This is a genomic window from Dactylosporangium siamense, from assembly GCF_016862795.1.
GTDB classification, from domain to species: domain Bacteria; phylum Actinomycetota; class Actinomycetes; order Mycobacteriales; family Micromonosporaceae; genus Dactylosporangium; species Dactylosporangium siamense.
The window spans coordinates 20,568-32,949 of sequence record NZ_BONQ01000019.1; the positions used below are offsets into that span (position 1 = coordinate 20,568).

The window sequence follows — 12,382 nt, forward strand, 5'->3', positions numbered from 1 at the left end:
CCGCCCCACGACCGACAGACGAGGAATCATCGTGCACACTTCCGCCGCCCGCACGCGGCTCGCCATCGTGGCCGTGCTGGCGATGGTCGCGACCCTGGTCGCGCCGGCCACCCCGGCCCTGGCCGTCGGCCACGCCCGGATCACCGGCACCGGCTCGTCCTGGAGCGCGAACGCGCTGAACCAGTGGGTCGCCGACGTGCAGAAGCAGGGCCTGCAGGTCGACTTCACGCCGACCGGCTCGGCGACCGGCCGCAAGGACTTCGCCGCGCTCGCCACCGACTTCGGCATCACCGACATCGGCTTCCGCGGCGAGGACCCGAAGACCAAGCAGAAGGACACCGCCCAGGGACGGGAGTTCGCCTACCTGCCGATCGTCGCCGGCGGCACCGCGTTCGTCTACCAGGTCCGGGTCGGCGGCCAGCTGGTGCGCAACATCCGGATGTCCGGCGAGACCCTGGCCAAGATTTTCTTCGGGCAGATCACGAACTGGAACGACGCGCAGATCAGCGCCGACAACAACGGCCGGAAGCTGCCGTCGCTGCCGATCATCGTGGTCGCGCACTCCGAGGGCTCGGGCTCCACGGCCCAGTTCACCTCGTACCTGGCCAACCAGTACCCCAGCCTGTGGCGGGCGTACAACGGATCGCCGGAGTTCACCGAATACTTCCCGCCCCTGCCGGCGACCGGCACCCGCGGCAACAAGGTCTACGCGGTCAACGGCTCCGACGGCGTCATCAACACCGTCACCGCCGGGTCGAGCAACGGGGCCATCGGCTACGACGAGTACTCCTACGCCCTCGGCGCCGGCTACCCGGTGGTGAAGCTGGAGAACAAGGCCGGCTACTTCACCTCGCCCAGCGAGTACAACGTCGCGGTCGCCCTGACCGCCGCCGAGCTCAACATGGACCCGAAGGACCCGAACACGTACCTGCTGCAGAAGCTGGACAAGGTCTACATCAACCCGGACCGGCGCACGTACCCCATGTCGTCCTACTCGTACATGCTGCTGCCGATCGGGGACAGCAAGAAGGACCCACGGATCAACAGCGAGAAGCGCCAGACCCTGGTCGACTTCATGGCCTACTCGATCTGCACCGGGCAGCGCTCGATGGGCGCCACCGGCTACTCGCCGCTGCCGGTCAACCTGGTGGAGGCCGGCTTCACGCAACTGAAACGGCTGAACGCCGCCGACGCGCAGGTCACCGTGGCCGCCAAGCCGGTCAACCAGTGCAACAACCCGACGTTCGACCCCGCCGACCCGGCCCGCAACCACCTGGCGCAGATCGCGCCGAATCCGGCGGACTGCGACAAGCGTGGTGCCGGCCCGTGCGCGGCCACCGGGGCGACCGGCGGCACCAACACCGCGGGCGGCAACGGTAGCGGCGGCACCGGCACCGGCACCGGTGGCGCGACCACCAACCCGTCGGCGTCCGGATCCGCCGCTGCGGCCGGCCAGATCGACCCCGACACCGGCGAGGTGATCAGCGGCGGCGGTGGCAGCGGCGGCGGGGACGCCAACGCCGTCGGCGTCCCGAACGACCTCGCGGCGTTCACCACCGGCAAGCACATGAAGGTGCTCGGCCCGGCCGCGGCGGCGCTGCTGCTGCTGGTCGTCTTCGGCCCCGCCCTGCTCGGTCGCTGGCTGCGCCGCCGCCGGGAGCAGCCGTGAGCCGCCGCCGGATCGCCAGCGTCGCCGTGCTGCTGGTCTGCTCCGGACTGATCCTGTCCGGGCCGAGCTACTCCGCGCCGAGCGACGAGCCGGAGCCCGAGTTCACCGCGACCAAGACCATGACGCGCTCGCACGTGGAGGCCGACGGCACCGAGTCCCCGGCCGTCACGAAGACCGTCACCGCCACCGTCAGCCAGGTCACCGGCCTGCGCAGCAACCAGCAGATCAGGGTGAGCTGGACCGGCGCCCAGCCGACCCGGGCCACGTCGAGCGCCCCCAACAGCGTGCAGGCGCCGCTGCAGGAGTACCCGGTCGTGGTGATGCAGTGCCGTGGCGTCGACACCCCGGCACATCCGCTGGACCCGAGCACGTGCTGGACCCAGGGGGTCGGCGAGCGCCGGTACACGGATCCGACCGTCAAGTTCCCGCCGTGGCGGCTCGACCGGTACGAGACCGCCGCCAACCGCCGGGGCACCGTCGGTCTCCCACCCTCGCCGCCGGCGAGCTGCGACCTGGCGTCGGAGGTCAGTCCACCGGCGCGGTACGTGCCCTTCGTCGGCCCGCCGCCCCAGAACATCACCTACTATCCGCTCAACCGGCGGGAGAACGACAGCTGCGGCCCGGTCCTCGCCACCGACATGGTCAACGTCGAGGACAAGGACTCGACGCCGACGAACACGACCTACGCGGCGAGCAACGCCAAGGGCGACGGCAGCATCAAGTTCGTGGTGACGACGGACGAACAGAACCAGTCGCTGGGCTGCTCCACGACGGTCCTGTGCACGCTCGTCGTGCTGCCGATCATGGGCGTGAGCTGCGACCTCGCCGCCGCGGCACTGCCGGCCGAGGACCGCCCCACGGGGGTCGACCTCAAGGACGGCGGGTCCAAGTGCAAGGCCAACGGGCGCAAGGGCGTTGGCGAGATCTACGACAACAACGACCCCGATCAGATCGACGTCGCGGTGACCGCCAGATTCTGGTGGAGCGCCTCGAACTGGCGCAACCGGATCACGGTCCCGCTCACGTTCGTCCCATCCGGGAACCTGTGCGTCCTCACCGACAACGACATCCCGCTGGACATGTTCGGCTCGGAGCTGATGGTGCAGGCCACCGACCAGTGGGCGACCGCGTTCTGCACCGACCCCACCCGCTTCAAGTTCCGGCACGTGCGGCTCGGCGAGCCGCAGGCCAAGGCCGCGCTGGTGGCCAGCGGCGCGAGGGCGGCACTGGTCAGCAGCCCACCACCGGAGCCGTACCCGATCCGGACGGTCAGCGCACCGATCGCGGTGACCGGTTTCGCGATCAGCTACACGATGGACGACGCGACGGGCAACGAGTACAAGGACCTGAAGCTCAACGCGCGGCTGCTCGCGAAGCTGCTCAGCGAGTCGTACCCGACGAAGGGTGACCTGAAGGCCGCCTACGGCAAGGCGGACAAGAACGACCCGTACCTGGCGATGGCCGACAATCCGCTCGCGGTCACCCTCGACCCGGAGTTCAAGGCGCTCAACCCCACCATCGGCGACGGCTACGCCACCATTCTGAGCTCCTCGACGCTGCTGGCGCTGTCCGTCAACTCCGACGTGATGTACGCGCTGTCGGCGTACCTCAACGCCGACCCGGAGGCGCGGGCGTTCCTCAACGGCGCCAAGGACCCGTGGGGCATGGTCGTGAACCCGGGCTACAAGGGCATCCAGCTGCCGTTGCCGGCCTGGCCGCTGCTGGACTCGTTCGTGTCGCCGAACTTCACGCCGTACACCGGCTGCTCCAACACCGAGTACACCGACACCCTGGCGCAGATCCCCTACCCGCCGCTGGTCGCCTCGCCGGTGGCGAGCCTCGCCAACGTCGCGCAGCGGGTCCAATACGCCCTGGCCAACGCCCACGTCAACTGCTCCCTGCTCCTCGACGAGAAGAGCACGCCGGTCGGCGTCAACATGAGCGCCATCGGCCGTCAGGAGTTCCGGGGCCGGTTCATGCTCGGCGTGACGAGCCTCGCCGACGCCGAGTTCCTCCAGCTCAACACCGCGGCCCTGCAGTCACACTCGACGGCGTCCACCACGGCGCAGTTCACCGGCCGGGACGGCCGCACCTTCGTCGCGCCGACCGGGGACTCGATGGCGGCCGCGATGCGGTTCGTCAAGCAGGACACGACCGCGAACACCTGGGTCATGCAGTACGACAAGCTCGTCAGCGCCGACGGCGCGAGCGCCTATCCGGGCACCCTGCCCGTGTTCGCGACCATCCCGACGGAGAACATCGGCGCCGACGGCGCGAAGCTGGCCCAGTTCCTGAAGTTCGCGGTCGGCCCCGGGCAGACCCCCGGGCTGGGCAGCGGCCTGCTCCCGCCCGGCTACCTGCCGCTGACCGCCGCGAACGGGCTCGGCGACTTCGCCGCCTTCACCCTGCGTGCCGCCGACGCCGTCGCGGCGCAGGCCGGCACGATCCCGCTGGTGCAGGGCGGCAACGACGTCAAACCCCCGCCGCCCACGACCGGCGGCGGCACGGGCAACACCGGCACGGGCACCGCCACGGTGCCGGCGACCGGCACCCGCCCCTCCGGCGCCGTGCCGTCCGCCTCCGCGTCCGCGGCGCCGCAAGCGGCGCAGCGGACGGCCGGGTTCACCGCCGGGCTGTCCTCGGCCCTGGCCGCCTGGGCATTGCCGGTCGCCGTGATCATCACGCTGGCGACCTTCCTGATCGGCTCGGTCACCCGTGCCGTGACGTTCGTCGTGACCTGGTGGAAGGCGACATGACCGCGACTGCCGTGCTCGAATCCCCGGCCGATGACGACGACGACTTCGAGGACCTCCTGCCGGAGCCGGTGGTCCTGACCAAGCTGCCCCCGCCGGCCGCCGTGACCGTCGTCGTGCGGTCGCTGCTGACCCTCGCCGTGCTGTCTGGCTGGCTCGTCGCGTACGCGCTCGGGGTCAGCGCCGTGCAGCAGGCCCGCACCCAGCAGCAGCTGTACAACGACTTCCGGGAGAAGCTGGCCCTCGCGACCGTGCCCATCGGCGGCGAGATCGATCCCGGCACCCCGGTCGCGCTGATCGAGGCGCCCGGCATCGGCCTGCGCCAGATCGTGGTGGAGGGCACCAGCTCCGGCGTCATGCGCGACGGCCCCGGGCACCGCCGCGACACCGCGCTGCCCGGCCAGCCCGGCACCTCCGTCGTCTACGGCCACGCGGCCGCGTTCGGCGGCCCGTTCCGCCGGGTCACCGAGCTGCAGCCCGGCGACCCCGTCACCGCCACCAGCGGCCTGGGCGTCATGCGCTACGAGGTGACCGGCGTACGCCGCGAGAGCGACCCCCTGCCCGCACCCCTGCCCTCCGGCGGCGCCCGGCTGACCCTGGTCACCGCCGAGGCCGACGGCTGGCGCAGCGGCTGGGCGCCGAACCGGGTCGTCTACGTCGACGCGGTCCTCAAGTCCGGCGACGTCCTGCCCGGCCACCCGGGCCGGCCGAGGTCGGTGGCGGTGGCCGAGAAGGCGATGCAGGCCGACCCGGACGCCCTGGTGCCGCTGGTGTTCTGGCTCCAGGTGTTCGTGGCCGCGGCCCTCGCGACCACGTGGGCCCGGCAACGCTGGGGCGGCCTGCAGACCTGGTTCGTCGGCGCGCCGATCCTGCTCGCCTGCCTCTGGGGCACCGTGGAGACCCTCGCCGAGTTCCTGCCGAACCTTTCCTGACACCTTCCGGCCATCGACCGTTCAGCCAGCACGGTGTGCGCATCGTGCCGTGGCCCCGGACGGACGTCCATATTCGTGAGTGGATGATCGCTGATGGTCACCCCGGCTCGATACGATCGCGCCGGAGGTGGCCCCACCATGACAACCATCGCGCTCGCCCGCGGTGCGAACACCGCCATCGACGAACCGGCCGTCCGCGCGTCGATCGCGTGGGGCGCGGGCTCGTCCGTGGACCCGTGTGCGCTGCTGCTCGCCGCGGACGACAAGGTCCGCAGCGACGCGGACTTCGTGTTCTTCAACCAGCCGCGCGACGCCGCCGGCACGGTCGAGCTGACCGAGGACGGCCCGCGCGGCGCGAGCCTCGAGGTGCAGCTGCACCGGCTCCCGGCACAGGTCAGCAGGGTCGTCGTCGCCGGTTCGATGGACGGCGGGACGTTCGACGCCGTGCCCGGCCTGGAGGTCACCGTCGCGACCCGGCACGGGCGGATCCTCGCCCGGTTCCCGATCGCCGGGGTCGAGCGGGTCACCGCGATGGTGTTCGGCGAGTTCTACCGGCGCGACGGGCGGTGGAAGTTCCGGGCCATCGGGCAGGGCTGGGACTCCGGCCTGTCCGGCCTCGCCACCAACTACGGGGTCACCGTCGACGAGGAGGAGCGCGAACCGGGCTGGTACCCAGTGCCCACCGACCCGCAGCACCAGCGCTGGTGGAACGGCACCGAGTGGGGCGTGCGGACCATCCGGCTCTTCCACGAGACGGCGACCGGCTGCGGGCGGTGCGGCGGCACGAAGACCCGGGCGCACGCGGACCAGCCGCTCTCGTGCGTCCCGTGCGCGACGGAGATCGCAAACGTGCTCAACGTGTGGAGCACCAAGGCCGCCAGGGTCCTCGCCGCCGCCGGTCCGCAGGGCCCGGAGTGGGACGCCCTGACCAACGAGCTGCGCTTCCACCGGGTGGGGGAGGCCGCCGGCCGCCGGGCGCTGCGGCCGGTCGCGTTGCAGCACCTGGAGCAGATGGTGGCGTTCGCGTTCGCCGACGACCTGATCGAGCAGCACGAGGTCGACGAGTTCGAGGACGCGGTGCGCCGCATCGGCATCACCGACACCGCGATCGCCGACATGCGCCGCCGGCTGCAGCGCGGCCTCGACCTGGCCCGCATCGCCGACGGCGACGTCCCCACGGTCACGCAGACCTCCCTGCATCTGGAGGCCAGCGAGATCCTCCACCTGGACCTGCCCGCCGCCAGCATCAGGTTCCTGGCCAACGGCCCGCGCCCCAACCCCGGCCGCCTGATCGCGACCAACACGAAGCTGCGCTTCCTCGGCGACACCGGTGCCGGGTCGGAGATTGCCTGGGGCAGGGTTATGGAGATCCGCCCGGAGAACGGCCGTGTCGTCATTACGGCGACCGCCAGGGGCGGCAACTACAAGGTCGACGACGCCGAACATGTGGCGGCCGTGCTCACCGGCGTGCTGCGGATCGCCAAACGGACCGCGAACGTCCCCGCCCAGCGCGACACTCGCGCCATCGCCCCCGCCATCAAGTCCGAGGTGTGGCGTCGCGACGGCGGTGCGTGCGTGGAGTGCCGGGCCACCGAGTATCTCGAGTTCGACCACGTCATCCCGTGGAGCCGCGGCGGCGCGACCAGCGTCGGCAACCTCCAGCTGCTGTGCCGCAAGTGCAACCTCGCCAAGGGCGCCCGCATCTGACCCGCACCGGGGCAGCCGCCGGGCGGCGCACCGCCTAAGCTCGCACCCGTTCACCGGGACGGGGGAGGTGCGGGTGCACGATCGGCTGTCGGTGCGCTGGCGCCAGGGGCTTTCGGCCGCCGGGATCGCGGTCGGCCTGCTCCCGCTGGTCCAGGGCGAGTGGCGGACCGCGCTGGTGGCCGCCGTCCTCGGACAGATCGTCGTCGGGGTCTGGGCGTGGGGAACCGGCTTCGGCCCGGTGGTCGGCATCACCGTCGGGGCGGTCCTTGCGACGGGGCTGGCGGCGGCGTTCGCCGTGTCGCAACGGCCCAGGGCCGGCCTGCTGCTCCCGCCGGCGGAGGACTACCTGGTCGTGTGGGTCGCCGTGGGCCTGGTCGCGGTGGCCGCGGTGCTGGTCGAAGGATTGACCCGCGGCCTGAAGCGAGCCGGATGGGCGGTCCTCGGGGCGGCCCTGGTGCTGCTGCCGTGCGCGTGCTGCACCCAGACCTTCTCGAGGATCGACGAGGACTCCTGGCGATTCCTGGTGCGCGACCAGGAGATCCTGCCGCTGCCGCCGACGTTCCAGCTGGCCTGGGGCGATCGTTGCGCGTCCGGCGGCACCAGCGGCAACTGCACGGCCGAGTTCGTGGTGACGGCCACCGACGGTGCCGCGCGGACCGTGATGATCGAGCGTCTGGCCGACCACCTGAGCACGCTCGGCTGGCGCATGGAGACCGACTCCGGGGGACCCCGCGGCCGGTTCGCGGTCGGCGGCATCCTGGCCTGGCGGGAGCACAAGCTGTGGTTCTCCGACGAGACCGCGCATCGGCGGCGCCCCGCGCCCGCCGGATCGGTCGTCATCTTCATCGACAACGGTTGAGACAGGAGCATATCGATGTCCCAGGAACACCAGGGATGGCCGGCGGTGCAGGATGAGCTCGCCGACGCGCTGCTGCGGTTGCGGCCCGAGGACGCGATCTCCCTCGACGGTGCGGACGGCTTCGTGCAGTTCATCCGGTTCGGCCGCGGCATCACCGTCAAGGGGCCGTCGGTGCTGGTCCACACCAAGCCCGGCGAGCCGGGCTCGCCGACCGAGGCGGCGCTGACGGCGCTGGGCTGGACGCCGTCCGCCGAGACCGAGACCACGGCCCAGCCGGAGGCGCCCGCGCCGCTGGACCAGGCCACCGCTGCCCGGTGGGCCGACGTGATCGTGCGGACGCTCCGGGACGTGCGCGGGATCGCCGACCCGGCCACGCTGACGTACAGCTCGTTCAACAACAACGGGCTGCGCGCGCCGCGGCTGCACACCGTGACAGCCGATGCCGAGCAGGCGGCGCCGGACCCGGACCCGGCCACCCTCCTGCCGCCGCCGTCACCCGCGTGGCGGCAGTGGTGCACGCTGTTCGCCGACGGGATCGGTGACTGGTCGCAGGCCGCGTTCGACCGTCTCGTGGCCGAGCAGGGCTGGCAGGACTCGTCCTCCGGCCGGCACCCGCGACTCACCGCGGCCGGCGGCGAGCGGGTCAGCGCCCTGACCTACCACGCCGGCCACCGCGGGCACGGCGAGGTCAACGCGGTGAGCGTGGCCCTGCCGGTCGCCGAGGCCGACCTGGCGCAGGTGTTCCGGCAGGCCCTCGCCGGGGCGGCCGCCGCGCTCGGGCACCCGCCGCTCGTCGGCGACATGGACCGGGAGCCGTTCGCCCGCTGGCGCGGCGCCCGCACCACGCTGACCCTGTCCGCCCACCTCAGCGGGGAGGTCCAGCTCCTGGTCGAGCCGACCGAACCGCGGGAGACCGTCATCTACAACGACCACAAGTGGATGATGTCGCCGGACGACTGGAGCCCGGACGAGCTGTGGATGACCGAACCGGACGTGGAGGCGCCGGAGGCCAAGCAGCTGCTCGGGATGATGTCCTACCCGCACTCGACGTCGACCACCCTCGACGGGACGATCGAGGAGCTGCGGCTGCTGTTCACGTCCTGGAGTTCGGCGTTGCCGCTGCTGCACCCGTACGCCCGCACCGCCCGCTGGCGGCTTTCCCGCCGCAAGGGCGACATGATCGCCGAAGGCCGGTTCTCGCGGGAACGGGTGACGGCCCGGTTCGGCTGGTCCGACCAGTACGGTGCCCGGCTGGCCGCCGCGCCGGGCCCCGACGTCACGGCCGATCTGGTCGAGCGGGTGCGGGCGGCGCTGGACCAGGCCGGGATCACCACCCCGGAGGAGCTGGGCGGCGCCGCCTGGTCCGACACCCCCGCCGAACGCATGTACGCCAACCGCCTCACCCTCGAACACGGCTGACGGACCCAGCCGGTCAGCCGATCACCCGGTCCTGGCCGGCCCGGACCGCGAAGCCGCCCATCACCGCGATCACCACGCACAGCACCGTCAGCGGCAGGGTCCAGCCGCCGCTGGCGTCGCGCAGTGCCCCGATGAGCACCGGACCGGACGCGGCGAGCAGGTAGCCGATCGACTGCGCCATCCCGGACAGCGCCGCGGCCTGCCGGTGGTCGACGGCGCGCAGGCTGAACAGGGACAGGCACAGCACGAGTGACAGGCCCGCCCCGAAGCCGGCGCTGACCAGCCAGAGCACGGCGGCGCCGGGCGCCAGGAGCAGGCCGCCGACGCCGATCAGGATGAGCGCGGCGCACAGGAGGGCGACGAGTCGCTGGTCGCGCAGGCGGCGCATGAGGTGCGGCGCGGCCAGGTTCGCGGCGACCGCGGCGATCAGGTAGCCGAACAGGTGCCAGCCGGCGGCCGTCGCGGTCACACCATGGGACTGCTCGATGGTGGGCAGCCACGCGACCATCACGTAGAAGACGAGTGACTGCAGGCCCATGAACAGGGTGACCTGCCAGCCGATGGCGCTGCGCCACGGTGAACGGTGCGCCGCCTCGGCGACGGAGGCCGCGGCGAAGGACCGGTGGGCGCGCAGCTGCGGCAGCCAGAACGCCGCCGCGACGACGGTCAGGCCGACCCAGCAGCCCAGCGCGATCCGCCAGCCGCCGGGGGAGTCGCCCGCGATCGGCACCGCCACGCCGGAGGCGACGGCCGCGACGATGCTCTGGGTGGCGGAGTAGGAGCCGGACAGCTGCGCCACCCGGTCCGGGAAGTCGCGCTTGACCAGGCTGGGCAGCAGCACGTTGAAGCCGGCGATCGCCGCGCCGACCGCGACGGTGCCGGCCCAGATGGCGCCGGTGACCGGCACCGAGCGCAGCACGATGCCGGCGGCGAGCACCGCCAGGGCGAGGCCGATGGTGCGTTCCAGCCCGAGCCGGCGCGCGACCAGGGGCGCGAGGGGGGAGAAGCCCGCGAAGGCGAGCAGCGGCAGCGCGGTCAGCACGCCCGCGGCGGTGGCGGTCAGGCCCAGGTCGGCGCGGACGTCGTCGAGCACCGGGCCGACGGAGGTCAGCGCGGCCCGCAGGTTCGTGGCGATGAGCAGGATGCCCACCACGAGCAGGCCGACCCGGGGGCGGGTCCCAGCTGATGGCGAGGCGACAGAGACGGTCATGAGGCGCTCCCGTGCAGGATGTCGCGACCCTCGTCGACGAGCGCGACGCTGCACGCCTCGGCCACGGTGGGGTCGCCGGCGGCGATCGCGTCGACGAGGCGGTGGTGCAGCTCGTGCACGGCCCGGTCCTCGTCCAGCGCGGCGGTGTCGTTGATGGTCTGGGTGATGACCGGGCTGAGGTGTTGGTACAGCTCCGCCAGCAGCGGATTCCCACCGGCGATGACGACCGCGCGGTGGAACGCGAAGTCGGCCTCGACGAAGCCGGGCAGGTCACCGGCGGCGCGGGCGGCGTCGCGGTGTTCGAGGAGCTCGCGGAGCCGGGCCACGTCCTCGGCGGTGGCGTGCAGGGCGGCCCGGCGGGAGCCGCGGTGCTCGAGCAGGGCCCGGACCTCGAACGCGTCGTCCGGGTCGGCGGCGGCGACCCGGCGGCCGAGCGAGACCTGCAGCTCGCTGTCGGCCCGCACGTAGGTGCCGTCGCCCGGCCGCGCCTCCAGCAGCCCGAGGTGCACGAGCGCGCTCAACGCCTCCCGCACGGTGTTGCGGCTGACCCCGAGCTCCTCGGTGAGCCGGTGCTCGGGCGGGATCCGCCCACCGACCGGCCAGTCGCCGGCCGCGATCAGCGCCCTGAACTGCGTGGCGACCTGCGTGGCGAGCGGCACGCCCCGCCGGGGACTCGACAGCATCCAGTGACCTCCAAATGTAGGACAGCTGGATTGTAGGACATTTGCAGCAAGATATCGTGGGCGGCGTGGATCATTGCGGTGAGTGCGGGTTCGCCTACGACAGCGTCACGGCGCGGGACCTGCCGGGCCGGCTGGCGGCGGCGGGGCCCCGCTTCGGCGCCGCGCTCGCCGGGATCCCCGATCCCCGGCGGCGGCCCTCGCCCGAGGTGTGGTCGCCGCTGGAATACACCTGCCATGTCCGGGACGTCCTGCGGGTCCAGGGCCGGCGGCTGGACCTGGCGTTGCGCACCGACGACCCGGAGTTCGTCGCGATGGGCCGGGAGGACCTCGTCGTGTCCGACGCCTACAACGCGCAGGACCCGCGGGTCGTGGTGGCGCAGCTGGCGGCGGCCGCGGACGAGCTGGCGCGGGCCTTCACCGCGCTGAGCCCGGCGCAGTGGGAGCGCACCGGGATCTACAACTGGCCGGTCGTCGAGTCACGCACGATGCTGTGGCTCGGCCGGCACACCGTCCATGAGGTCGAGCACCACCTGCTGGACCTGACCCGCTGAGCCAGCCCTGACATGCGACAACCCGGGACCCGCGGCGATGCGGCCGCGATCCCGGGTTGCCCAGCCGGGGCGTCAGACGTGGGCCAGGCGGGCGGCCTGGACGGCGTCGTTCAGGTGCTGCTCCGCGTCGCGGCTCAGCGAACTGTGCAGCAGCCTGCCGCCGAGCTGCAGCGACGCCATCTCGGCCACGACCTTGTCGACGGTGACCTGATCGACGAGGAGGAAGAGCGCCGCCGTGCCGGGCTGCAGCGTCGCGGCGAGGTCCTTCATGAACTTGTCGTCGACGCCGACGTCGACGCTCTTCCCGGCCAGCGCGCCGGCCCCGGCACCCACCGCCATGCCGATGAACGGGGCGAGGAACAGCAGTCCGATGAGACCGCCCCACATGGCGCCGCTGGCCGCTCCGACGCCGGTCGCGGACGCCGCCTGGTGCACCTTGATCTTGCCGCCGGCCTCGACCTGCACGACGGCGGCGTCGCGAACGCTGATGAGTCCCTGTCGCTGCAGGTCGATGATCTTCTCTCGGGCGGTCTTCGCCGTGTCGACGTCGGTGTACTCGATCGCGATCATTTCGCTCATGCTCGTTCCCTCCTGCGGTG

Annotated in this window: 10 protein-coding genes; 7 read left to right on the forward strand and 3 right to left on the reverse strand. The window is 72.4% G+C overall.

What is annotated here, in order from left to right; all coding sequences use genetic code 11:
• Window positions 1-31: 31 nt before the first annotated feature.
• The 6 genes from Dsi01nite_RS05640 (at window position 32) to Dsi01nite_RS05665 (ending at window position 9,339) form a co-directional block, all read left to right on the forward strand.
• On the forward strand, window positions 32-1,669 hold the full coding sequence (locus Dsi01nite_RS05640) for a phosphate ABC transporter substrate-binding protein PstS (protein ID WP_203844952.1): 1,638 nt from the start codon (window positions 32-34) through the stop codon (window positions 1,667-1,669).
• Complete coding sequence (locus Dsi01nite_RS05645; RefSeq protein ID WP_203844953.1) at window positions 1,666-4,425, forward strand: hypothetical protein; 2,760 nt, start codon at window positions 1,666-1,668, stop codon at window positions 4,423-4,425. The genes Dsi01nite_RS05640 and Dsi01nite_RS05645 overlap by 4 nt, the downstream gene beginning before the upstream one ends.
• Window positions 4,422-5,354, forward strand: coding sequence for a sortase (locus tag Dsi01nite_RS05650; RefSeq protein WP_203844954.1), 933 nt, complete (start codon window positions 4,422-4,424; stop codon window positions 5,352-5,354). The genes Dsi01nite_RS05645 and Dsi01nite_RS05650 overlap by 4 nt, the downstream gene beginning before the upstream one ends.
• 138 nt (window positions 5,355-5,492) lie before the next feature.
• Complete coding sequence (locus Dsi01nite_RS05655; RefSeq protein WP_203844955.1) at window positions 5,493-7,061, forward strand: TerD family protein; 1,569 nt, start codon at window positions 5,493-5,495, stop codon at window positions 7,059-7,061.
• Window positions 7,062-7,134: 73 nt separating this feature from the next.
• On the forward strand, window positions 7,135-7,920 hold the full coding sequence (locus Dsi01nite_RS05660; RefSeq protein ID WP_203844956.1) for a threonine/serine exporter family protein: 786 nt from the start codon (window positions 7,135-7,137) through the stop codon (window positions 7,918-7,920).
• Window positions 7,921-7,935: 15 nt separating this feature from the next.
• Window positions 7,936-9,339, forward strand: coding sequence for a TY-Chap domain-containing protein (locus Dsi01nite_RS05665; RefSeq protein ID WP_203844957.1), 1,404 nt, complete (start codon window positions 7,936-7,938; stop codon window positions 9,337-9,339).
• A 13-nt stretch (window positions 9,340-9,352) separates the two neighbouring features.
• On the opposite strand, the gene Dsi01nite_RS05670 is transcribed toward Dsi01nite_RS05665, so the two are convergent.
• Both Dsi01nite_RS05670 and Dsi01nite_RS05675 read right to left on the reverse strand, forming a co-directional pair.
• Complete coding sequence (locus Dsi01nite_RS05670) at window positions 9,353-10,549, reverse strand: MFS transporter (protein WP_203844958.1); 1,197 nt, start codon at window positions 10,547-10,549, stop codon at window positions 9,353-9,355.
• Entirely contained in the window at window positions 10,546-11,232 is a 687-nt protein-coding gene (locus Dsi01nite_RS05675) for a FadR/GntR family transcriptional regulator (RefSeq protein ID WP_203844959.1), read from the reverse strand. The genes Dsi01nite_RS05670 and Dsi01nite_RS05675 overlap by 4 nt, the downstream gene beginning before the upstream one ends.
• A 65-nt stretch (window positions 11,233-11,297) precedes the next feature.
• On the opposite strand from Dsi01nite_RS05675, the gene Dsi01nite_RS05680 reads away from it, so the two are divergent.
• Window positions 11,298-11,783 (forward strand): DinB family protein, encoded by a 486-nt coding sequence (locus tag Dsi01nite_RS05680; RefSeq protein WP_203844960.1) that lies wholly within the window; start codon window positions 11,298-11,300, stop codon window positions 11,781-11,783.
• A 72-nt stretch (window positions 11,784-11,855) separates the two neighbouring features.
• On the opposite strand, the gene Dsi01nite_RS05685 is transcribed toward Dsi01nite_RS05680, so the two are convergent.
• Entirely contained in the window at window positions 11,856-12,362 is a 507-nt protein-coding gene (locus Dsi01nite_RS05685; RefSeq protein ID WP_203844961.1) for a DUF1269 domain-containing protein, read from the reverse strand.
• Window positions 12,363-12,382 lie beyond the last annotated feature (20 nt).